At 66.7% G+C, this 20,205-nt stretch carries 18 protein-coding genes and 3 pseudogenes; 14 read left to right on the forward strand and 7 right to left on the reverse strand.

What is annotated here, in order from left to right; genetic code table 11:
* Window positions 1-480: 480 nt before the first annotated feature.
* The 4 genes from ACWD26_RS09440 (at window position 481) to ACWD26_RS09455 (ending at window position 8,886) form a co-directional block, all read left to right on the forward strand.
* Window positions 481-7,734 carry a polymorphic toxin-type HINT domain-containing protein gene (locus ACWD26_RS09440; RefSeq protein ID WP_451267879.1) on the forward strand — a complete coding sequence of 2,418 codons (7,254 nt, stop codon included), beginning with the start codon at window positions 481-483 and terminating at the stop codon, window positions 7,732-7,734.
* Window positions 7,734-7,994 carry a hypothetical protein gene (locus ACWD26_RS09445; protein WP_451267881.1) on the forward strand — a complete coding sequence of 87 codons (261 nt, stop codon included), beginning with the start codon at window positions 7,734-7,736 and terminating at the stop codon, window positions 7,992-7,994. The genes ACWD26_RS09440 and ACWD26_RS09445 overlap by 1 nt, the downstream gene beginning before the upstream one ends.
* Window positions 7,995-8,239: 245 nt before the next feature.
* On the forward strand, window positions 8,240-8,434 hold the full coding sequence (locus ACWD26_RS09450) for a hypothetical protein (RefSeq protein WP_451267883.1): 195 nt from the start codon (window positions 8,240-8,242) through the stop codon (window positions 8,432-8,434).
* Window positions 8,435-8,667: 233 nt separating this feature from the next.
* Window positions 8,668-8,886 carry a transposase family protein gene (locus ACWD26_RS09455; protein ID WP_451267885.1) on the forward strand — a complete coding sequence of 73 codons (219 nt, stop codon included), beginning with the start codon at window positions 8,668-8,670 and terminating at the stop codon, window positions 8,884-8,886.
* Between the two features lie 86 nt (window positions 8,887-8,972).
* On the opposite strand, the gene ACWD26_RS09460 is transcribed toward ACWD26_RS09455, so the two are convergent.
* Window positions 8,973-9,167, reverse strand: a complete 195-nt coding sequence (locus ACWD26_RS09460) for a hypothetical protein (RefSeq protein WP_451267887.1) — start codon at window positions 9,165-9,167, stop codon at window positions 8,973-8,975.
* A gap of 298 nt (window positions 9,168-9,465) precedes the next feature.
* On the opposite strand from ACWD26_RS09460, the pseudogene ACWD26_RS09465 reads away from it, so the two are divergent.
* The 4 genes and pseudogenes from ACWD26_RS09465 to ACWD26_RS09480 all read left to right on the forward strand — a co-directional run.
* Window positions 9,466-9,627 (forward strand): annotated as a pseudogene (locus tag ACWD26_RS09465) (XRE family transcriptional regulator); the annotation flags it as partial.
* Window positions 9,628-9,680: 53 nt separating this feature from the next.
* A pseudogene (locus tag ACWD26_RS09470) lies at window positions 9,681-10,033 on the forward strand (NUDIX domain-containing protein); the annotation flags it as partial.
* A gap of 122 nt (window positions 10,034-10,155) precedes the next feature.
* A complete protein-coding gene (locus tag ACWD26_RS09475) occupies window positions 10,156-10,494 on the forward strand; it encodes a hypothetical protein (RefSeq protein ID WP_451267889.1) in 339 nt (112 codons plus the stop codon).
* A 44-nt stretch (window positions 10,495-10,538) separates the two neighbouring features.
* Window positions 10,539-10,652 (forward strand): annotated as a pseudogene (locus ACWD26_RS09480) (IS5/IS1182 family transposase); the annotation flags it as partial.
* Here the strand turns inward: ACWD26_RS09480 and ACWD26_RS09485 are convergent.
* Window positions 10,621-10,830: a DUF397 domain-containing protein gene (locus tag ACWD26_RS09485; RefSeq protein ID WP_451267891.1), complete on the reverse strand. Its 210-nt coding sequence runs from the start codon at window positions 10,828-10,830 to the stop codon at window positions 10,621-10,623. The pseudogene ACWD26_RS09480 and the gene ACWD26_RS09485 overlap by 32 nt on opposite strands.
* Window positions 10,831-10,841: 11 nt before the next feature.
* Window positions 10,842-11,693 carry a helix-turn-helix domain-containing protein gene (locus ACWD26_RS09490; RefSeq protein WP_451267893.1) on the reverse strand — a complete coding sequence of 284 codons (852 nt, stop codon included), beginning with the start codon at window positions 11,691-11,693 and terminating at the stop codon, window positions 10,842-10,844.
* A gap of 263 nt (window positions 11,694-11,956) precedes the next feature.
* Here ACWD26_RS09490 and ACWD26_RS09495 point away from each other — a divergent pair, with 263 nt between their 5' ends.
* Window positions 11,957-12,409: an ATP-binding protein gene (locus ACWD26_RS09495; RefSeq protein WP_451267895.1), complete on the forward strand. Its 453-nt coding sequence runs from the start codon at window positions 11,957-11,959 to the stop codon at window positions 12,407-12,409.
* A 93-nt stretch (window positions 12,410-12,502) separates the two neighbouring features.
* Here the strand turns inward: ACWD26_RS09495 and ACWD26_RS09500 are convergent, their stop codons facing one another.
* Window positions 12,503-13,318, reverse strand: coding sequence for a hypothetical protein (locus ACWD26_RS09500; protein ID WP_451267897.1), 816 nt, complete (start codon window positions 13,316-13,318; stop codon window positions 12,503-12,505).
* Between the two features lie 90 nt (window positions 13,319-13,408).
* On the reverse strand, window positions 13,409-14,785 hold the full coding sequence (locus ACWD26_RS09505; RefSeq protein WP_451267899.1) for an FG-GAP and VCBS repeat-containing protein: 1,377 nt from the start codon (window positions 14,783-14,785) through the stop codon (window positions 13,409-13,411).
* A 514-nt stretch (window positions 14,786-15,299) separates the two neighbouring features.
* On the opposite strand from ACWD26_RS09505, the gene ACWD26_RS09510 reads away from it, so the two are divergent.
* The 5 genes from ACWD26_RS09510 to ACWD26_RS09530 all read left to right on the forward strand — a co-directional run bounded on the left by ACWD26_RS09510 (window position 15,300) and on the right by ACWD26_RS09530 (window position 17,571).
* Window positions 15,300-15,512 carry a hypothetical protein gene (locus ACWD26_RS09510; RefSeq protein WP_451267901.1) on the forward strand — a complete coding sequence of 71 codons (213 nt, stop codon included), beginning with the start codon at window positions 15,300-15,302 and terminating at the stop codon, window positions 15,510-15,512.
* 62 nt (window positions 15,513-15,574) lie between these two features.
* Window positions 15,575-15,913 (forward strand): DUF7737 domain-containing protein, encoded by a 339-nt coding sequence (locus ACWD26_RS09515; RefSeq protein WP_451267903.1) that lies wholly within the window; start codon window positions 15,575-15,577, stop codon window positions 15,911-15,913.
* A 153-nt stretch (window positions 15,914-16,066) separates the two neighbouring features.
* The gene (locus ACWD26_RS09520) at window positions 16,067-16,576 is read left to right on the forward strand and encodes an NINE protein (protein ID WP_451267905.1); all 510 of its coding nucleotides are present in this window, start codon (window positions 16,067-16,069) and stop codon (window positions 16,574-16,576) included.
* Entirely contained in the window at window positions 16,569-16,967 is a 399-nt protein-coding gene (locus ACWD26_RS09525; protein WP_451267907.1) for a DUF2752 domain-containing protein, read from the forward strand. The genes ACWD26_RS09520 and ACWD26_RS09525 overlap by 8 nt, the downstream gene beginning before the upstream one ends.
* A 340-nt stretch (window positions 16,968-17,307) precedes the next feature.
* Complete coding sequence (locus tag ACWD26_RS09530) at window positions 17,308-17,571, forward strand: TM2 domain-containing protein (RefSeq protein ID WP_005481016.1); 264 nt, start codon at window positions 17,308-17,310, stop codon at window positions 17,569-17,571.
* A 78-nt stretch (window positions 17,572-17,649) separates the two neighbouring features.
* On the opposite strand, the gene ACWD26_RS09535 is transcribed toward ACWD26_RS09530, so the two are convergent.
* Window positions 17,650-18,429 (reverse strand): succinate dehydrogenase iron-sulfur subunit, encoded by a 780-nt coding sequence (locus ACWD26_RS09535; protein ID WP_451267910.1) that lies wholly within the window; start codon window positions 18,427-18,429, stop codon window positions 17,650-17,652.
* Window positions 18,429-20,183, reverse strand: a complete 1,755-nt coding sequence (gene sdhA, locus ACWD26_RS09540) for a succinate dehydrogenase flavoprotein subunit (RefSeq protein WP_451267912.1) — start codon at window positions 20,181-20,183, stop codon at window positions 18,429-18,431. The genes ACWD26_RS09535 and sdhA overlap by 1 nt, the downstream gene beginning before the upstream one ends.
* Window positions 20,184-20,205 lie beyond the last annotated feature (22 nt).

Consider the following 20,205-nt stretch of genomic DNA (forward strand, 5'->3'; position numbering starts at 1 on the left):
GAGTTCCCCTTCCCCCCTTGGAACCGGCGCGGGACAGAGCTCGGCCGGGCCAGCCGATGATGGCTCAACAGAAGGCTGCCGTCACGCTTCGCAAGCGGAGGGGATCGATTGAGTCGGGCAAAGCGAGGACACGTAAAGGTGGTTGAAAGCTGGAGACCGTAACTGCCTTTTGGATATGCCCTATTGGGATAAAGGGCAGCAGATCGCGCATCAACTATCATGCATAGGTGCGTATTTGCGAGGGGAGCCGGTGAATTGCGCGCTTCATGGTAGAGGGGTGACGGATTCCGGTACCTCAGGTAAATGAAGATTGAAACTTCACCTACCGTTACGTTGCGCTACGTACCGTGTCGATCATCACATCCACACAGACGATCTAGCGGAACTCCACAAGGCCGACACAGAATCTCCCGCATCTGATACGCCATCACGCGTGGTCCGTTCCTGGTCCCGCCTCGAATGGTCCGGGGGGACCTCGCCGTGTTCGGTCGCTTCTTGCCTGTCCGCTCGCGTCGGCTGCGCCGGGTGCGCGCAGCCCTGGTGCCCACTCTCGGGGCGGCGCTGCTCGTAGGCCTTCTACCGGCGCAGTCGTTCGCGTTGCCACCCGACCCGGCCACCGCAGAGAAGGGCCGCGAGACCCTCGATCTGGAGACCCTCGACCAGGAAGAGACCGTCGCCGGGGCAACCTCCGAGCCCGACCTGGAGACCCTGAAGGTCGACGTCCCCCCGGACCAGCAGCAGGCCCCGACGGGCACGGTCACCACACCGGACGCGGGCACGGGGGCGGTCGACTTCGGCTCGGCCGCGAGCACGGCCCCCGCATCGGCCCGTACGACCACGGCCGCCCGACAGGTCGCCCTGACCCCTGTCGCGAACCTTCCCGTCAGCCTCGGGCAGGCTCCGGAACAGGCCGCCCCCACCGGTACCTGGCAGGTGCAGGTCTACGACCGCGCGGCCGCCGTGTCACAGGGCGTCGACGGCACGGTCGTGAAGGTACAGGCGCCGGCCACCGGCTCCGTGCCGATCGCGGTCAAGCTCGACTACGCGAAGTTCAAGAACCTCTACGGCGCCGACTGGGCCTCTCGCCTGCGCTTCGTCCAGTTTCCCGAGTGCTACCTGACCACGCCCGACGACGAGGCCTGCCAGGAGTACGAGGAACTGGAGACGACCAACGACATCCAGTCCCAGTCGATCACCGCCACGGTCGACACGGCGGCGGACGGAACCGTCACCGGCACCCCGGCTTCGGCGAAGACGACGCCGAGCGACGGACCGTCGATCGCCCAGGCGGCCTATCGCACTTCGGGCGCCGGGGTCACTCCGGTCGCCGCGACCGGCGACTCGGCGGTCGTCGGGGCGGTCGACTCCGGCGGCGGTGCCGGTGGCACGTTCAAGGCCACGCCGCTGGCCTCCAGCGGCAAGTGGTCGGCGGGCGGCTCGTCCGGCGCGTTCACCTGGACGTACCCGCTGACGGTCCCGGCGGCCCCCGCCGGCCCGGCTCCGAACATCGAGTTCACCTACAACTCCCAGAGCGTGGACGGCCGTACCGCCGTCGCCTCTCCCCAGGCCTCCTGGATCGGCGAGGGCTGGGACTACGACGCCGGTCACATCGAGCGCCGTTACCGCGCCTGCCAGGACGACCGCAAGAAGATGAAGTCCGGCACCGCCAACAACACCGCCAAGAAGGACAAGACGTCCGACCTGTGCTGGGTGTCGCACAACGCGGTGATGACCCTGGGCGGCAAGACGACCGAGCTGGTGCGGGACGCCGCCTCCGGCAGCAACCCGGAGACAGACACCGAGATCTACCGCTCCGAGAGCGACGACGGCACCCGGATCGAGCACCGCGTCGGCGGCACCAACGGCGACAACAACGGCGAGTACTGGATCGTCACGACCACGGACGGCACCAAGTACTACTACGGCCTCAACCAGGTCGGCGGCGGCCACGCCGACACCGACTCCGTCTCCACCGTCCCCGTCTTCGGCAACCACCCGGGCGAGCCGTGCCACGCCACCTCCTTCGCCGACTCCCGCTGTGGCACGGGCAAGAAGCAGGCCTGGCGCTGGGGCCTGGACAAGGTCGTCGACGTGCACGGCAACACCCTGGTCGTCACCTGGAAGCAGGAGAGCAACTACTACGCCGTCAAGAAGAAGTTCAAGTCGCCTGAGCAGTACGACCGTTACGCATACCCGAAGACCATCGAGTACGGCATGCGCTCGGACCTCTCCAAGCCGTCGGCGACCGTCGAGTTCGGCGTGGCGCAGCGCTGCCTGAAGTCGGCCACGGCCTGCGACGCGGCGAACTTCGCCAAGACGTCCGACCCGGGCGCGTACCGCCCCTGGTGGGACACCCCCGGCAACCTCAACTGCAAGTCGACGTCGAAGCTGTGCCCGGCCTTCCCGTCCTTCTGGACCCAGCTGCGCCTCGACTCGGTGACGACGAAGGCGGCACGCGCCGGCCAGACCGGGCTGGGCAAGGTGGACACGTACGAACTCCACCAGTCCTTCCCCGCCGACTGGTACTACTCGTCCCCAGGCCTCTGGCTGAACTCGATCACCCGTCGCGGCTTCGCTCCCGGTGACACCACCGGCACCCTCCAGCACAAGGACGGCGTCAGCTTCGGCGAGTACACGGTCGGCTCCTCCTCGCCCCTGCGGAACCGCCTCAAGGACCGCCAGCTCCCCAACCTGGTCGCGAGCGGCCCGAAGGATCAACGCCCACCCTTCACCCGCCCCCGCATCGGCACGGTCGCCACCGAACACGGCGGTGACATCGAGATCGAGTACAAGGGCGGCTGCGCGAGCGAGCCGTCGGAGGACAAGGGCAAGAGCAACGGAACCTGCTACCCGCTCCGTTGGTCCCCGGACGGGGACGAGAAGAAGCCCGCGAAGTCCTGGTTCAACAAGTACGTCGTGGACTCCGTGACCGAGAACGACAAGGTCACCCCGCGGGGCAAGCTCATCCGTACCACGTACGACTACACGGACCCGGCCTGGGCGAAGTCCGACGACGAGTTCACCCGCCCGTCGCTGCGTACGTACAACGTCTGGCGCGGCTACCGCCAGGTGGCGGTCACCAAGGGCAGCAAGACCACCTCCTCCACAGGAGCGACGCCGCAGGCACAGTCGTACTCCGAGACGCGCTACTTCCAGGGCGTCGGCGGCGAGGTCAAGGACTCCACGGGCAAGTACACGCTCGTCTCCGACGACGAGCCGCAGTACGCGGGCCTGACGGCGGAGAGCCTCACCTACCTCAACTCGGACAAGGGGACGCCGAAGAAACGCACCCTCAACTACCCCTGGTCGAAGCAGACCGCGTCCCGGTTCCGTGAGGCTGAGGACGGCGCGGACATGGATCCGCTCCTGGCCCACCGCAGTGGTGTGAAGCGCACCGACGAGATCCAGACGGTCGGCGACAGTTGGCAGACCGTCCGAACCCTGACGACCGTCGACGACACCTACGGCATCCCGATCCAGGTCGAGACGGCGGTGGTCAAGCCTGACGGACCCGGCGAGACCCTCTCCGACCAGATCTGCACGAAGACGTCGTACGTGCACAACACAACGGCCTGGCTCATCGGCCTGCCCAAGCAACAGCGCACCACGGGCACCACCTGCGCGGCCCATGACATCGCCGACCCGGCCACGAAGCTGATCAGCGCGACCCGCACCACCTACGACAACCAGTCGTACGGTGACGCTCCGACGAAGGGGCTGGTGACGGCCGCTGCCGGTGTGGACGGCGCCGGGACCTCGTACTCGGTCGTCACGAAGACGACGTACGACCCGCTGGGCCGGGTCCGTACCGTCGCGAAGCCGGGCGCGGGCACGACGGAGATGCAGTACACCCCCGGGGACACGGGTGGCCCCGTCACGTCCGTGACGGCGATCAACGCAAAGGGCCACTCCGTCATCACGACCTTCGACCCGGGCCGCAGCCTCGCGCTGACGGTCACCGACCCCAACCGCCGGGTCATCCGGAACGAGTACGACGCACTCGGCCGATTCGTGAAGGGCTGGTCCCCGTCCCGCTCCTCGGGCGGCAAGTCACCGAACGTCGAGATCGAGTACCAGCCGGCTATCGCCACCTCGGACGAGTCCCGACCCGCCGCCGTCACCACCAAGACGCTGAAGGACGACGGCACTTACAGCCGTCAGGTGACGATCTACGACGGCCTGATGCGCCAGGTCCAGACCCAGGCGGAGGCGCACGGCCCTGGCCGCGTAGTCACGGACACCACCTACAACGATCACGGCCTGGTCGACGAGCAGACCAGCGCCTACCTCGCGAAGAACGAACCGGCCGCCGAACTCTTCGCCCCCAAGTCGAAGTCGCTCGTCCCGAGCCGGGTCAAGTTCCGGTACGACGGCCTCGAACGGCCGGTGAGCGAGTCGAAATACCACGACGAGAAGGTGGTGCACGCGACCAAGACGGAGTACGGCGACACCAGCACCTACGTCGACGCGGCCGGTTCGACGTCGCCGCGGACCCGGACACACACGGACGCCCTCGGCCGAGTCAGCTCGATCGTCCACTACAAGGACGACAGCGCGACCGCCGGACGCACGACGACCTATGGGTACGACGCCCGTGGTAAGCGCACCAGCGTCAAGGATCCCGCCGGCAACGAGTGGACGTACACGTACGACGCCCGCGGGCGCGTCGTCTCCACGACCGACCCGGACGTGGGCAAGACGGAGACCTGGTACGACGAGGCCGACCGGCCGTACAAGGTCACGGACGCGAAAAAGCGGACGACATACACGGAGTACGACGAACTGGGCCGGATCAAGTTCGTCCGCGAGAACTCCGAGACCGGCACGCCGGTCAAGTCGTTCACGTACGACTCCCTCTCGGGCGCACTCGGACAGCCGGTCGCCTCGACCCGGCACACCGTGAACGGCGACTACATCAGCCGTGTCACGGGTTACGACACCGAGTACCGCCCGACGGGTACCGAGACGGTGATCCCGGCCAACACCATGACGACGGGGGTCTCCGGGACGTACGCGTACAAGTACACGTACACGCCCACCGGAAAGCCGCAGACGGTCACGCTGCCGTCCGTGGGCGGGCTGGCCCAGGAGAAGGTCGTCACCCGCTACAACAGCGACGGCCTGACCGAGTCGACCTCGGGTCTCGCCTGGTACACGTCCGACGTCACCTACTCCCCGTACGGCGAACCCCTTCGCACGGTGTCCGGCTCCCAGCCGAACCGCGTCTGGACGACCAACTTCGTCGACCCGTACACCGGCCGTCTCCAGCGCACGGTCGCGGACCGGGAGACGGCGGGCCCGCACCGTATCTCGGACAGCTACTACGCGTACGACAAGTCCGGCATCATCACGTCGAACGCCCGTCAGCTGTCGGACGCTTCGGGCGACACCTGGGACACCCAGTGCTTCACGTACGACGTGATGGGTGAGCTGGTCAACGCCTGGACGTCGAACATCGCGCCCACCGGCAACGGCACGGGCTGCAAGTCGGCGGACGGGACGACGTGGGGCCCGCGGACGGATTACGCGGCCTCGTCGGGCCCGGTGGCCGACGCCCCGGACAGCGTGACGGACGCGTCCAGCCCGGACACCTCGCTGAAGTCGACGCTGACGGCCACGGCCCCGGCGGCGAACACGGTCAGCACCGGCGCCACCGCCTACCACCAGTCCTTCACCTTCGACTGGCTGGGCAACCGGGCGACCCTGACGGAGGCCGACCCGACGGACGCGACCAAGAACGTCACGTTCACATACGGCTACAACCCCAAGCAACCGCACACGATGACGTCGATCGGCTCCAACCCGGCGGGGCAGGGGAGTACGTACACGTATGACGCGGTGGGCAACACGGATACACGTGACGTGGTGTCCGGGAACCAGGACCTGGACTGGACGACTGAGGACAAGCTCGACACGATCACAGTCGGCGGCAAGAAGACGACGTACATCTACGACGCCGCAGGTAACCGCCTCCTGGAGAACTCGCCCACGGGCTCGACGCTTTACCTGGGAGAGACGGAGGTGACGACGGATTCCGTGGGCCTGATCACTCGGGCCTCCCGTACGTACGCGCAGTCGGCTGCTCCGGCGGTGGTGCGTACGACGGCAACCAGCGCCACGACCGGCCACAAGCTCACCGCTCTCCTGGTCGACCACCTCGGCACGGCGGACACCTCGGTGGAGTTGTCGAGTGGTCAGCCGGTGACTCGCCGCGCCCTCAAGCCATACGGCGAACTTCGCGGACCGAAGCCGGCGTCGTGGCCCAACAAACGTGGCTACCTGGGCGTGGGCATCGACGACTCGGCCACGGGCCTGACTCACATCGGCGCTCGGGAGTACGACCAGAACTCCGGCCGCTTCGTTTCCGCGGACCCGCTCATGGACATCGCGGATCCGCTGCAGATGAACGGCTACGCGTACAGCAACAACAGCCCTGTGAGCAAGAGCGACCCGACCGGGTTGATGAACGCGGATGTGGGGAGCTCGGGGCCAGCGTCGGAGAAGGTAGTCACCAGTGTCATCTACAACTACGAGAAGAGCCAGGGCACGGACCCATACAGGGCCTATCAGATAGGCCTTGGCTACTGGAACTCGATTAAACCGAAACAGCAGGTCAAGAACGTCATCACGATCTTCCCTGGCCTGACCATCAAGAAGAACTACCCCGGAGCCGAGGAATACGCGAGGTTCATCCGACAGGATGCCGATGACCGGAATCTCTTCTACACCCCGCCCACCGAGGACCACATCGGTAATCCGGCCTACACCAAGGCTCTGACCGGCCTGCACTTGAGAGCCTGCATAGAAACCGGGATTTGCCCCGACGGCAAGGCAAAAGCGATCGCCCGGGATGGGGCGGCCACCGTGGCCTTTGGAGTCACTGGGGGAGTCAGTGCTGCACGAGGGCTTAAGAAGCTGAACGGCGATTGTACCAAGTGCTTTTTGGCGGGCACGGATGTCCTCATGGCTGACGGTACAACCAAGGACATCGAGGACGTCGAACCCGGTGACGAAGTGGAGGCCACCAACCCAGTGTCGGGTGAGTCCGGCCCCCGCAAGGTCACTCGCCTCATCATCACCGATGACGACAAGCGGTTCAACGAGCTGTCCATAGCCACGCCGGATGGCATTGAGAAGCTGACGGCCACCCATGAGCATCCGTTTTGGTCCCCATCAGAAGGCCACTGGGTCGAGGCGTCCGATCTTAAATCAGGCATGACCCTGCTCGCCAACACGGGTGACACGGTCATCGTCACAGGGAATCGCGCCTTCACGAGGCGAGCTCGCACATACAACCTCTCGGTTGCCGACGTGCACACGTACTATGTGCAGGCGGGGGGCACACCAGTCCTGGTTCACAACTGCGATGGCGACGTCAATTGGGTCAATGAGAACGCAAATATGAGTTCCATGGCGCGGGCTTATGATGCTGGGGCGGTGGGTTCTAGGGCTGGTGTGGCTCCGGCGCTGCAGTATTACAAGGCTGACGGAAAGAGCCTTTCTCAGATCAAGTTCGATGGGTTTGATGCGGCCAGCGGCGTGATGATTGACCGAAAGGTGAGCGTCACAACCTTCAATAAGACCTACCGGCAAGCTATGAATCAATCTCTAGCGCTTCAACAGAACGGTTACAGCGGCCGGTGGGAAGTCCCCACTGCGGCTGAGGCCGCGCGGGCTCGCAAAGTCCTCGGCGGCCTCCTGATCACCAACATTCGAGTGAGGGTCGTACCCTGATGGATGTCAACAAGGTCCTGGTTCGCGCATTTGTAAGCGTCGTCGTTTCGATCGATTTGACGGACGATGAAGATATCGATCCGGATATCGCAACAGACATTCTTGAGCCTGCTGTCGCCCTGTTTCGTGATCTCTCGGAAGAGGGGCGTCGGAAAGTTACTTCCCTGATTCTTGAGTGCGCCGAACTGGAAGAGAATCCGGAGCGCAGGAGGGCAATTCTGGGGCTTCCGGAAGCTATTGGTCTTCTCGGTGAAGACTGATCAGTGGGAAGTGAGGCAAGGCTTCGGCGTAGTCGGGTGCTGTCCGGTTCACGCTGATTTGCCACACCTCGCGGTGCTCCGAGAGTGGATGGGGGCATGGCCTTGACCAGCGACAATGATCCTCATGGACATTGTCGTTGAGATCCATGTGCCCCTCAGGGAAGCCCCGGGCGCTCCGGAAGGTTCCTATCCCTTCCCGTGATTGACCAATCGAGGACTTCCTCGTTGAGCAGGACGCAGCGGAGGTGTATGACGATGGCGAGGAGTACGACGGGGTGTACGTCTTCTTCATCACCGGGGCCACTGAGGAGGTTCTCCTGGCTGTGGCGTCTGGCACGGCTGGGCTTGCGGGCATCCCGAGCGGAGTGTTCGCGATGGTCACGAACGATGAGGCGGAGGAGATCGGCCTCGGACGACGTGTCGAACTGCCACTCGGTTAGGCCCTCTGCAGAACCGACGGGCGACCAGGGAATCCTCGCTCTGCCGGTTTGACGGCTCCTGGCGAATAGGACAGGCACGGCTTCCAAGATCATGGAGTTCTCTACGCCCTGTGACCTGCCTGGAAGACCGTGCCTGCCGACGCATCATCGCTGATACCACCTGCCCTTGAGCTCCGCGAGCGGCCCCAGGTTGACCAGGGGAGGTGCCGGGTCTGCTGGAACGGCTGGCCGACGTGCCAGATCCTCGCGATCCGCGCGGGGTTCGGCACGCCCTGGCCGTCGTGCTCGCGCTGGCCGCGTGTGCGGTGTTGGCCGGGGCCACCTCACTGCTCGCGGTCGGCGAGTGGATCGCGGACGCACCACCGCAGTGCTGGAACAGCTCGGCGTGCAGCCTGATCCGGTACTGCCGCGGCGGCTGGTGCCAGCAGAGGCGACGGTCCGCCGGCTGCTGACCCGCATCGACGGCGACGCGCTGGACCGGGCCGTGGGCAGCTGGCTCGCCGACCGCCGCCCCGAGAGCGCCGGACTGCGCGGGCTGTCAGTGGACGGGAAGAGCCTGCGCGGCGCGGCCAAGGCCCGCGGCCGCAAGGTCCATCTGCTCGCCGCTCTGGAGCACACGTCCGGCTTGGTCCTGGCCCAGCTCGACGTGGGCGAGAAGACCGGCGAGACCACCTGCTTCCAGCCGCTGTTGGACACTGTCGCCGACCTGGCCGGAACCGTGGTCACCAGCCACGCGCTCCGCACCCAGCGCGAGCAGGCCGGATATTCCTGGGCTGCCGGGCCCACTACATCGCGATCGTCAAGGGCAACCAGAAGAAGCTGCGCAAGCCGCTCAAGTCCTCGCCCTGGCAGGAGATTCCGCTCCAGGGCCGCACCCGGGGCAGCGGCCACGGCCGCTCCGAGATCCGCCGGATCAAGGTCGCCACCGTCAGTAACCTGCTCTTCCCCGGGGGCCTGCCAGGCGGTCCAGATCAAGCGCCGCCGCCCCGACCGCAAGACCGGCAAGGTCACCATCGCCACCGTCTGGCGTCGACGACCAGCAACTCGTCAACGCCCAGGTCTGGGGCATCAACGCCTACGCCGCCCCCGTATGGCATCTACGCCGACACGAGACAGGCAGCATGTTCGACACCTACGCCGAGAGCTTCGACGCTGCGTGGACGACGGCAACCCCCGTACGAGAGGAGGGCTGACCGTGGCGCAAACCGAGTAGTACGACGAGCCGAATGCGCCCAAGCCGAACAGCATGGTCGTCGCCGCCTCCGCCGTCGTTACCGATGACCACGACCACGGGCGCATCCTTCTCCAGTGCCGCCGCGACGACGACCTGTGGGCCCTGACCGGAGGCGGCATGAACCACTCCGACTCCCTGCCTTGGCACGGCCGTCCGTGAGGTCAAAAAGGAGGCCCGACCTCGACGTGGAGATCACGGCCCTGGTCGGCACTTACACCAACCCGAAACACATCATCGCCTACAACGACGGTGAGGTCCGGTGCCAGTTCAACGTCTGCTTCATCGCCAGCATCACCGGGGGCCGGCTGGAGATCTCCGACGAGTTCGCCGAACTCCGGTTCGTGCCGCCGGAAGAGATCGATAAGCCTGGAACAGCATGAGAAGCCGCACCTGAGAGCTGTCCCGCAAATGGTCGGTGGGGCGCCTCACCAGGTGGTGAGCGGATACTCGCGAGACTCCGACGTGGCATCTGTGGCAGCCTGCGGACATGCCAGAGCTGCGCGTTCATGCAGGCCGCCACTACGCCATTCAGTTCCACTACGCCTTGCCGGACGACGCCTGGTGCGTGGAGCTGAGCGAGGCCGTACCGGCGCCGGCTGCGTGGGCTGACATTCCTAATGCAGAGACTCACCTCCCCGGAACTGCTTTCGCGGTGGCCGTGATACCCGACGAGGACCCAAGCCAGGAGCCGGCCGTCCACATCCACAGCCACGACGAGCACGTCATCCCCTACGCGATCATGAGCTGGTTCATGGAACAGGTGGCCGAGCAGGTTGAACGCTGCCGTCTCGCGTTCGAGCAGGGAGCACCTGAAGCCGTGGAATGATCAGGCAAGTGACTGGCGTGATCACGGCGTCGGAGCCCTCCTGAGTGGCCCCGATCAGCGGACTGAGCCCGCGGCAGTTCGGCACGCTGATCACTGCGTTACGACGCGAGGGCGCAGACCCCGTTTTCAAGGGACGGCCATGGAACCTGCCACTGGAGATATGCCTCTCCGCGTCGTGTGCAGCAGGGCGGTGAGTTCCCGGGGCTGGAAGGTCAGAGCGACAGTGGGGTCGTCGGACTCGCGGAGGTGGATGGCTCCGTCGTTGCTGGTGGCCAGTTCGAGGCAGTTGTTTCCCTCGCTGCTGTAGGACGACTTCTGCCAGTGGAGGGTGGGCACTTCGGAGCCTTTCAGAGGTTGTTGATGATCTCGCGGATCAGGTCTCGGGAGGCGGACTCCTTGAGGGCGACCGCCTCGAAGCGGGTCATGAACGTGCGGTACTTCTCCAGCTGGAGGTCGGCGTGGAGGAATACGGACCCATGTTCGGCGTCGAGTTGCACGGTGTCCAGCTGTGGGACAGGGCCGTCGGCGTACAGGACGGTCTGCCCGGCACCGGGGAAGATGCCGGCGGCGTACGGGATGGCCAGCACGGTCACATGGTTCAGCTCGCTCATTTTGATGACGTGTTCCAACTGTTCGCTCGTCACGTCTCGGTCGCCGAATCTCATGCGCAGAGCTGCCTCGTGGATGACTGCGATGTACGGGGTCGGGTTGGCCGCAAAGAGGATGCCCTGGCGCTTGATGCGGTGGGAGACGCGGTACTCGATCTCTGGTGGGGACAGTTGCGGGATGGACTGCCGGAAGATCAGGCGCGCGTAGTCGACGGTCTGGAACAGGCCTGGGATGTGGGCAACTTGGGCGGTGCGGATCGCCGTCGCGTGGTGTTCGAGCTCGGCCAGGTCGAGCAGGCCGGACGGGAGGGTGTCGCGGTACTCGTCCCACCAGTTGCGGGCCCGGCCTGCGGTCATTGCAGCCAGGGCCTCAATGTATGTCTCGTCCGAGCAGCCGTAGCTGTGGGCGAACATGCGGACCCGGTCCGCGCTGACCCCGAAGCGCCCTGCTTCGATGGAGCTGATGCGCGCCGCGTTGACGTTGAGCAACTCGCCTGCCTCGCGGGAGTTCAGGCCGGCACGTTGCCTCAGTTTGCGCAGCTCAGCGCCTAGACGCTGCTGTCGTTCGGTCGCTGCTGCCCTTGGCGGCATGCTGCCCGCCTTTCACTCATTGGGGTAATGGTTTTCCGAAGTAGGTAGTAACCCTACTCCTGAGCCTCTACTTTCAGTGTTGCGGCAGCTACTTAACGTGGCGATGGGTTTCAGGAAGTGCACCGCCTTGCCCGCGCCGAGCGCAGCGTATGGCGGCAGAGCCACCGCCCACGTCACCCGAGTCATCCGTCCATCTCGGCCCGCTTGTGCCCCCTCCGTACATGTCATTCATCCCCTTCGTACCTCACAGAGGAGTTGCATCCATGACCGAACTCGCCCGCAGGGCACCCTTCGTAGGCGCCCCATTGGCCAACGACTGGGAGTACGCCCTCCGAATCCCCCACACGCCTCTCGGCCCTGGCATCGTCCGCGCCCATGTGCGAGCCGTACTCACCCGCTACCAAGCCGACCTCACCGTCCTCGACAACGCCCAACTCGTCGCCTCCGAGTTGGTCACGAACTCCCTTGCTCATACGGGGGATTCGGTCGCTGTACGGCTTCTACGCGCCGATGGGCGGCTACGGCTGAGCGTGTGGGACAGCAGCCCGTATCTGCCGCGAGAGAGGCCGGGACCGGGGCTCGATGCCGAAAGCGGACGGGGGCTGTGGCTGTCGCGGGCTTGCGCCGACGAGTGGGGGCACCACCTCGTCGTCAACGGGCGGACTAGCGGCGGTGGCAAGGAGGTGTGGGCGGAGTGGCGTTTCCCGGGCGTATAGGTGAGCGGGGCCGTCAGTTCGCGGAGAACGGGCGGCCCCCTTGGGGGCGGCTTCGGCTTCGAGGACAGCAGAAGCGTGGTGCGGCCCTCTCGTTCAGGCCTTGCAGCCGCCCACGCGGTGGCTGCTCACCGCGATGTCGTCCATGCGCATCTCGAACGCCGGCGGAGCAGGGTTCGCCTGGTACAGCTGCCAGCCCAGCTTCAGCTTGTCGAAGGTGGGAAAGGCGAAGTCGTCCGCCGTGCCTCCGTGGTTCTTGGTGGAGACGGTCAGGTCGCGCTGTTCGGTGCCGTCCAGGTAGACCGTGACCCGGTTGTCTGTGGCGTCCAGGTGGAACTCCACGCAACTCCACTTCCCGGCCACCGCCGGGGCCGACGTCTTCCAGTTCGTCCAGTCGCCCGTCGGGCCCAGGTCCGAGCCGACGCCCCAGAAGTTGCCCTTGTCGGTGGGGGCGTACTGGCCGCCGAGGGGGCGGACCAGGGTGGGGGAGTCGGGGCCCGAGGCTTCGGCCAGGGTCCAGTGGGCCCAGTCGGGGGCCGTGGGGAACTCGGTCACGCGCAGCCGCATCCGGGCCCAGAAGCTGTTGCCGCGCGGGGCGAGGTCGGACAGGACCATGAAGGCGCGGCCGTTGCCCTCGGTGCGGAGGTGGAGTTCCCGGCCGTGGCCGTCGGCGCTGGATGCGACGGTCATAGTGCCGTCGGAGGTATCCGTGGTCCAACCCCGGCCACGCGTCACCGGGCCGAGGGGGAGGCGGTCGAAGTTCTCCCGGACGAGTGTGCCGCCGTATGCGCCGCCGTATGTGCGGTCGGACGTGTCGTGCGGGGCGGGCGTCGCCGAGGCTGTGGGGGGTGTCGCGATCAGGATCGCGGCCGCGGCCGTAAAGGCGGCCGCGGCTTTCCTCAGGAGGTTCATGGGGTCAGTGTGTGATCAACCGCCCCATCCGTCACGGGAGTTGGGCGCGATCCAGCCAAGGGGCGCCGCTTGGCGCCTGCTGGGCCGGTGCTACTGCGGGAAGCTCGGGTGCAGGCTCGACTCCGTCACCCCGTCGGTCGTGATCCCCGACGCGCTCGCCCGGAGGAACACGCTCGTGGCGCCGTTCACGCTCGCGGCCAGGAGGTCCTTGTCTCCGTCGCCGTCGAGGTCGCGCAGGCGGATCGCGGAGCCGAACATCTCGTACTCCCGGGGGTTGCCCGGAACTCCCGCAGTGGCCCGGCTGAACCACTTGGAGTCGGTGCCGGTCACGCCCTTTTTGCCGCCGCGCAGGACGTGGACGCCGCCCGCGTCCCCCGCGGAGCCGACCTTCTCCCCGCAGACTCCGACCGCGAGATCCGGGTAACCGTCCCGGTCGGTGTCGCCGGCGGAGAGGGCGTACCCGAAGCAGTCACCCTTCGACGCGGCCGTGGCGACTCCCGAAGTGGCCTGCGTGAGGCGGTACTTGGTGGTGGGGCCGGTCTTGCCGCCGCGTACGACGACCACCGAGCCCGCACCCTTGTTGTACGACGTGTCGCCGACCGCCAGGTCCCCGTAACCGTCCCTGTCGAAGTCGGCGATGATGCCGCTCGGGTCGTAGTCCGGCTCCGTGTCGTTGATCGCGACCAGCTTGCTGCTCCACGTGACCGTCTTGCCGCCGCGCAGCAACCAGGCGTCCTGGGTCATCTTGTTCTTGCGGTATCCCTGGCCGAGGACGTACAGGTCGGTGGCCTTGTCCTTGGTGACCTTTCCGGCGACGAGCCCGGTGGGTTCGAGGGTGCGGGCGTGGTTCGAGCGGGTGTGCCTCGTGACCTTGCCTGTCTTGCCTGTCTTGGTGAAACCTTCTCGGTAGACGTAGACGGTGTCGAGGCCGTCGGCGACCGCCAGGTCCGCCTTGCCGTCGCCGTCGAAGTCGCCGGTCTCCAGCTCGTTGCCGAAGCTCAGGTGGGACTTGGCCTTGAGGGGGAGCCTGGTCGCCTTGGTCCCGAGACCGGACTTGGCTCCCCACATGATGGTGACCGCGCCCGCGCTGACCTTCCCGCCCACCTTCTCGCTGCGGTCGGCGACCGCCAGGTCGGCGTAGCCGTCGCGGTTGAGATCGGCGGCGGCGAGATCCTCGCCGAAACCGTCCACGTAGCCGCCGGCGTCACCGGACTTGCCCGGCACGCCCGCGCTGTTCTGGGTGAACCTCTTGGTCCGGGTGCCGGGACCGGTCGCCGTCCCGTACGTCACCGTGAACGACCCCCAGTCGGTGGTCGCGTAGTCCCGGTACCCGTCGCCGTTGAAGTCGTCGGCGTACTTCGCGGGGGCGGCGCTCGAGGCGCCTGCCGAGAGGCTGAGCAGTCCGCCGGTCAGTGACACGGCCGCGGCCGTCCCGAGAACCAGGCGGGATTTCCTGCGCGTGAACATGCGTCTCCTGCGGTGTGCACCGGGGCCTGCTGGACGGCCCCGCGCTGCTGTGGGTGCCTTGCCCGGTATCTGCACACAGGTGCACGCGTCCGCGAGGTGACGCCGAGAGGAACGGCCCTATCGCGATGCGCCGAACAGGCGTACGGAGAAGACCTGTTGGGTGTCGTGAGGGTTGTACGCACGGGGGAGGAATCTTTTTTGATTGTTCCAGGTCACCGCCCTGTGTCGTACAGTACGCGGACATGTCAGGCCCCAGGGGGTTCGAGGCGAGGGCGACGGATGTCGAGGGAGGGGAGCCGCGCAGGCTGTGATCCGGCCCTTCGGTGAACGGGGAAGGGGCGTGCGTCGATGGTGGGTACGCGGAGAAGACGGATGACGGCCGTGGTGGCCGTCGCTGCTCTACGCCAACCAGCCGGAGGAGATCGTCGACGGCTTCACCGACGCGTATCTGCTCGAACTCGCCGCCGAGGTGAAGGGGCTGCGCGGTCCGGCGTTCGACTCCGCCGTCAGGACCATGAAGTACCGCGACTTCGTGGCGAGGTCCCAGAAGGCCTTCGATCGTGTGGCCTCCGGCACGCCCACCGCCGACATCAACGGGAACCGCGCCCGTGAGGCCTACTCCGGCGTCCTCTACGAGGAGGTGGCGTTCGGCCGGCTGCTCGACGCCGTGGAGAAGGACCTGGAGGGGTGGGAGGAGTACGGGCCCATGTCGGAGGACCTGGACTGACCGTCGGTCCGGAAGCGCGGCCTGACTGTCGTCCGGAGGCGCCGCCTGACTGTCGTCCGGCGTTGCGGGCTGACTGTCGGTCCGGCCGTGCGCTGCTGGAGCGGTTCGTGCCGCGGCTCGCGATCGGCGACCGGTGCACGCCGGAAGGGCGGTTCCTCCAGGTCGAGGGCCAACTGCACACGTATCGGATCCATCTCGGGTCCGGCAACATCTCGATGTCCCCGAACGACCGCTATCTGTGCGTCGTTCCCAAGTCGGCCGTCACCGACGGGAACGGAACCACGCAGACCGGCTATCTCCCCTTCGAGGGCGACCGTATGCTCGCAGTCATCCTCAGCAAGGCGATGCTGCTCGCCAAGGACACGGAGATCACGGACCACACGATCTTCAGCCAACTGTGATCGCAGGGCTGTGACTCCGCCCACATGCGGGAGTCGGGTGGGGGCCGGTCGAAGTAACAACTTCTCTCCGGGCCCTTCCCTCCTGCAATATGACGGACAGCCCATATTCAGCTATTCAGCCGCTCAAGCAATCAACACGCAGGAGTCAGCACCGTGACCGAGCAGCCTCAGCAGCCCGCTCAGCCCCCGCAGCCGCCGCAGCCCGGATACGGCTACCCCAACCAGGCTCCGGGGCAGGCGCCGGGCGCCAACCCGTACGGCGCCTCGAAGGCCGGCGACCCCTACGGCGCCCCGCAGGGCGGCTACCAGCAGCCGGGTGCGGGCCAGCCCGGTTACGGCTACCCGCAGCAGGGCGGCTACCCGCAGGGCGGATACCAGGTGCCCCCGACGCCGGGCGGCGCGTACACGGGCGACCCCAACGCCCCGTACGGGTACGACCCGTACGGCCGCCCGTACTCCGACAAGTCGAAGATCGTCGCGGGCATCCTCTCGCTGTTCCTGGGGTCCTTCGGCGTCGGCCGGTTCTACATCGGTCACGTCGGCCTCGGCCTCGCGCAGCTCTTCACCTGCGGCGGCCTCGGAATCTGGGCCCTGGTCGACGGCATCATCCTGCTGACGAGCAGCAACACCACGGACTCCAACGGACGTGTCCTGCGTGGCTGAGCGCGGCCTCCACGCCCTCCGGCACCCGGCGGCGGCCCCCCTCGCGGTGGCCGCCGCCGGCCTGGCGGGCGCCGCGTACCTGTACGGCACCAACCCGCACGAGCCCGGCCATGTGCTGCCCCAGTGCCCGTTCCGCTATGTCACGGGGCTGCTCTGCCCCGCCTGCGGTGGCACCCGCATGGCGTACGACCTGATGCACGGCCAGTTCAACGCGGCCTGGCACGACAACCGCGTCCTGCTGCTCGCCGCGCCCTTCGCGCTGGCACTGCTGGGCCGCTGGTTCGTCGAGGGCCTGCGGGGCCGCCGCTGGCGCCCCCGACTGAAGCCCCGCACCCAGGCCTTGATCCTGGGCATCGCCGTGACATGGACGATCGTCCGTAACCTCCGCTGAGCCGCCTTCACGGCGCCGGCGCAGCCGAATCCTGGGTTCTTCCCTCTCCGGGCCCCCGTAAATCCCTTACGCCCGCTTTATGTTGCCCAGTTGTCGCAAGTTGGCTGGAATCGGATCACGGAATCGGAACGATCGCTTGGCCCCCCTCCCGCCCGTCCCCTGAGTCTCACTAGGCTGCAACGGCGACAGGGGGGATGACGGGGGATTACGTCGTGTCTCGATCGTTGGCCGGTATTCGCCGTGCCCGATTGCTGCCGGTATTGGCCGCGCCTTCTCTCCTGCGATTCCCCCCGGAGCATCCGCTTCGGTTTTTCAGTCAGTACATCCAGGAGTTACTTCCATGACCGTCCCCACCCCTGACGCTCCCTTCGGCCACGACCCGCAGGGTCGCCCGTACTCCGACAAGTCGAAGATCGTCGCCGGCATTCTGCAGCTCTTCCTCGGCACGCTCGGCATCGGTCGGTTCTACGTCGGTTCCGTCGGCGTGGGCGTCGCCCAGCTCCTCACCTGCGGTGGTCTCGGCTTCTGGTCCCTGATCGACGGCATCCTGTTCCTCACGAGCAACGACCGCACCGACGCGCAGGGCCGTGTCCTGCGCGGCTGACGTCGCTCCGGTTCCATCACGCTGAGGGCCCCGCTCCGATCCCGGAGCGGGGCCCTCAGCGTCGTACGGCCCGGAAGCCTAGAAGCGGCGCGTGATGAGCGCCCGCTTCACCTCCTGGATCGCCTTGGTGACCTCGATACCGCGCGGGCAGGCGTCCGTGCAGTTGAACGTCGTACGGCAACGCCACACGCCGTCCCGGTCGTTGAGGATCTCCAGGCGCGTCTCACCGGCCTCGTCACGCGAGTCGAAGATGAAACGGTGGGCGTTGACGATCGCGGCCGGACCGAAGTACTGGCCGTCGTTCCAGAACACCGGGCACGAGGACGTGCACGCGGCGCAGAGGATGCACTTCGTGGTGTCGTCGAAGCGCTCGCGGTCCTCGGCGGTCTGGAAGCGCTCACGCGTCGGCTCGTTGGTGTCCTTCGTGATCAGGAAGGGCATCACGTCCCGGTACGCCTGGAAGAACGGCTCCATGTCCACGACCAGGTCCTTGAGGACCGTGAGGCCCTTTATGGGCTCGACCGTGATCGGCTTCTCGGGGTTGATGTCCTTGATCAGCGTCTTGCAGGCCAGACGGTTCTTGCCGTTGATCCGCATGGCGTCCGAGCCGCAGATGCCGTGCGCGCAGGAGCGGCGGAAGGTCAGGGTGCCGTCCACGTCCCACTTGATCTTGTGCAGACCGTCGAGGACGCGCTCCTTGGGGTCGATCTCCAGCTGGAAGTCTTCCCAGGTCGCCTCGGCCGAGACTTCGGAGTTGAAGCGACGGATACGGAAGGTGACCGTGATGTACGGGGAGTCGGCGAAGCCGGGCTCGGGGCTGCCGGCCGCGTCCGCCTTGTCCAGGGTCGGGGTTGCCATCAGTACTTACGCTCCATCGGCTGGTAGCGGGTCTGGACGACCGGCTTGTAGTCGAGGCGGACGGTCTCGGAGCCGTCGTCGCCGACCTCGCGGTACGCCATGGTGTGACGCATGAAGTTGACGTCGTCGCGGTTCGGGTAGTCCTCGCGGTAGTGACCACCGCGGGACTCCTTGCGGGCCAGCGCCGACACGGCCATGACCTCGGCGAGGTCGAGCAGGTTGCCCAGCTCGACGGCCTCCAGGAGGTCGGTGTTGAACCGCTTGCCCTTGTCCTGGATCGCCACGTTCTTGTAGCGCTCGCGCAGCTCGGCGATCTTCTCGACGGCCGTCTTGATCGTCTGCTCGGTGCGGAACACCATGACGTTGGCGTCCATGGTCTCCTGCAGCTCACGCCGCAGCTCCGCCACGCGCTCGTTGCCCGTGGAGGCGCGCAGCCGCTCGATCTGCTCGACGACCAGGGACTCCGGGTTCTCCGGCAGCTCGACGAAGTCGGCCTTCTGGGAGTAGTCGGCGGCCGCGATGCCCGCCCGGCGCCCGAACACGTTGATGTCGAGCAGCGAGTTGGTGCCGAGACGGTTGGCGCCGTGCACGGAGACACAGGCGACCTCACCGGCGGCGTACAGACCCGGGACGACGGTGGTGTTGTCCGCCAGGACCTCACCCTCGACGTTCGTCGGGATGCCGCCCATGGCGTAGTGCGCGGTCGGCTGGATCGGGATCGGGTCCGTGTAGGGCTCGATGCCGAGGTAAGTCCGCGCGAACTCGGTGATGTCCGGGAGCTTGGCGTCGAGCTGCTCCGGCGGGAGGTGGGTGAGGTCGAGGTAGACGTGGTCACCCTCGGGGCCACAGCCGCGGCCCTCACGGATCTCCGTGTAGATCGACCTCGACACCACGTCTCGCGACGCGAGGTCCTTCATCACCGGCGCGTACTTCTCCATGAAGCGCTCGCCGTCCTTGTTGCGGAGGATGCCGCCCTCACCGCGGGCGCCCTCCGTCAGCAGGATGCCCATGCGCCAGATGCCGGTCGGGTGGAACTGGAAGAACTCCATGTCCTCCAGCGGCAGACCCCGGCGGTACACGGCCGCCTGGCCGTCACCGGTCAGGGTGTGCGCGTTGGACGTCACCTTGAAGAACTTGCCGCAGCCGCCGGAGGCGTAGATCACGGCCTTCGCCTGGAAGATGTGGATCTCTCCGGTCGCCAGCTCGTACGCGACGACACCGGCGGACTTCTTGACGCCGTCGACCTCGGTGATCAGCTGGTCCAGGACGTAGAACTCGTTGAAGAACTCCACGCCGTGCTTGACGCAGTTCTGGTACAGCGTCTGGAGGATCATGTGGCCGGTGCGGTCGGCCGCGTAGCAGGAGCGGCGGACCGGGGCCTCGCCGTGGTTCCGGCTGTGACCGCCGAAGCGGCGCTGGTCGATCGTGCCGTTGGGCGTGCGGTTGAACGGCAGGCCCATCTTCTCCAGGTCGAGGACGGAGTCGATGGCCTCCTTCGCCAGGATCTCGGCGGCGTCCTGGTCGACCAGGTAGTCACCGCCCTTGACCGTGTCGAAGGTGTGCCACTCCCAGTTGTCCTCCTCCACGTTGGCGAGCGCGGCGGCCATGCCGCCCTGCGCGGCGCCCGTGTGGGAGCGGGTGGGGTACAGCTTGGTCAGCACGGCGGTACGGCTGCGCTGCGTGGACTCGATGGCCGCGCGCATTCCGGCGCCGCCGGCGCCGACGATGACGGTGTCGTACTTGTGGATCTTCATGATCGGTTGCCTCAGCCCCGTG

This window comes from Streptomyces sp. NPDC002787 (assembly GCF_053592095.1).

Coding starts and splice junctions, on each gene's coding strand:
- ACWD26_RS09500 (WP_451267897.1), bottom strand. CDS start 13,318: ATGAACCTCCTGAGGAAAGCCGCGGCCGCCTTTACGGCCGCGGCCGCG.
- ACWD26_RS09445 (WP_451267881.1), top strand. CDS start 7,734: ATGGATGTCAACAAGGTCCTGGTTCGCGCATTTGTAAGCGTCGTCGTT.
- ACWD26_RS09510 (WP_451267901.1), top strand. CDS start 15,300: ATGAAGTACCGCGACTTCGTGGCGAGGTCCCAGAAGGCCTTCGATCGT.
- ACWD26_RS09505 (WP_451267899.1), bottom strand. CDS start 14,785: ATGTTCACGCGCAGGAAATCCCGCCTGGTTCTCGGGACGGCCGCGGCC.
- ACWD26_RS09490 (WP_451267893.1), bottom strand. CDS start 11,693: ATGCCGCCAAGGGCAGCAGCGACCGAACGACAGCAGCGTCTAGGCGCT.
- ACWD26_RS09475 (WP_451267889.1), top strand. CDS start 10,156: ATGCCAGAGCTGCGCGTTCATGCAGGCCGCCACTACGCCATTCAGTTC.
- ACWD26_RS09495 (WP_451267895.1), top strand. CDS start 11,957: ATGACCGAACTCGCCCGCAGGGCACCCTTCGTAGGCGCCCCATTGGCC.
- ACWD26_RS09530 (WP_005481016.1), top strand. CDS start 17,308: ATGACCGTCCCCACCCCTGACGCTCCCTTCGGCCACGACCCGCAGGGT.
- sdhA (WP_451267912.1), bottom strand. CDS start 20,183: ATGAAGATCCACAAGTACGACACCGTCATCGTCGGCGCCGGCGGCGCC.
- ACWD26_RS09535 (WP_451267910.1), bottom strand. CDS start 18,429: ATGGCAACCCCGACCCTGGACAAGGCGGACGCGGCCGGCAGCCCCGAG.